This is a genomic window from Nocardia coffeae, assembly GCF_019890715.1.
Classification (GTDB): Bacteria; Actinomycetota; Actinomycetes; order Mycobacteriales; family Mycobacteriaceae; genus Nocardia; species Nocardia jiangxiensis.
The window spans coordinates 1-971 of sequence record NZ_JAINZY010000057.1 but is presented as its reverse complement, the minus strand read 5'-3'; the positions used below and the strand labels follow the sequence as shown (position 1 = coordinate 971).

3 protein-coding genes are annotated in these 971 nt (G+C 68.5%); all 3 read left to right on the top strand.

The genetic code is table 11. From position 1 onward, the window contains the following. Positions 1-507 (top strand): DUF4192 family protein (locus K7711_RS47020; RefSeq protein WP_222979681.1); only part of this gene is annotated, 507 nt, incomplete at its 5' end. Between the two features lie 45 nt (positions 508-552). Beyond that, complete coding sequence (locus K7711_RS47015; RefSeq protein ID WP_222979679.1) at positions 553-828, top strand: hypothetical protein; 276 nt, start codon at positions 553-555, stop codon at positions 826-828. 30 nt (positions 829-858) lie between these two features. After that, positions 859-971: DUF4192 family protein (locus tag K7711_RS49560; RefSeq protein ID WP_222979677.1), on the top strand; the 113-nt coding region annotated here is incomplete at its 3' end.

Below are 971 nucleotides of genomic sequence, written 5' to 3'. Positions count from 1 at the left end.
GACCGCGCCGCCCGCACCGCGGCCCTGCTGGCGCAGCAGCCACTGCATCCGAGCACCGAGGGGCCGGATCTGTCTTGGGTGCAGGAGCGGGTGCGGTTCGTTCTCACCGTGGTGCAGGGGGTGGCGACCGGGGACTGGCCGTCCCCGGAGCAGGTCGCCGAACTGGCGGGGTGTCTGCGTGACTCGCTGGTGCGGGATTGCGCGTACGGGTTCATCGGCACCTCCGCCGAAGATCCGGCGCGCCGGTTGTGGACTTTGGCGTGGCAGACCCTGCCACCCGGGCACCGCGCCGATGCCGCGCTCCTGGCTGCGGTGGCCTCGATCGCCGCCGATGACTGGGCCACCGCTGAGGCGGCGGTGGCCTCGATCCTCATCGACAACCCGGAACATCGCCTGGCGCAACACCTTTCCCGCCTGCTGCCCGACCGCGACACCAGCGACCTGATCCGCCGCCTCCTTCACTCGGGACAAGCCACTGCCGTGGAGATCGGGTTGCAGATCGAGTAACGCGACCCAGCGGACCCGAGTCTGCCCGGACCGTTAGGAGCCAGTATGGAATCTGTTGCACCCCAACCCGACACCAGCGAGGGTGAGCGGTCGCGTTCGTGCGCGTGTGGGTGTGGTCGCCGCGCTGTGCGGGAGTATCTGCCGTTGCACGACCACCGCGCGGTGCAGGAGTTGGTGCGGCGCTGGTTCGGCGGATCGACCACGGCACTGATCCGGTACATCCAGGCCATGGCCGGCGAGTACGGCATCCCCGATCTCGAGAGCGGCGGGTTGCGGCCCGTCCCGCCCCCGCTGGCCTATCTCGCCAGCGAATTCACCTGACCGCCTGCGTTGTTCAGTGAAGGGACACCCATGTCCGAATCGATTCCGACAGCTCGGGATCCCGGTGATGTGTTGGCCGGGGTGCCGGTGATGCTGGGGTTCTATCCGTCCGATTCGCTGGTGCTGGTCATAGTGCGTGATCG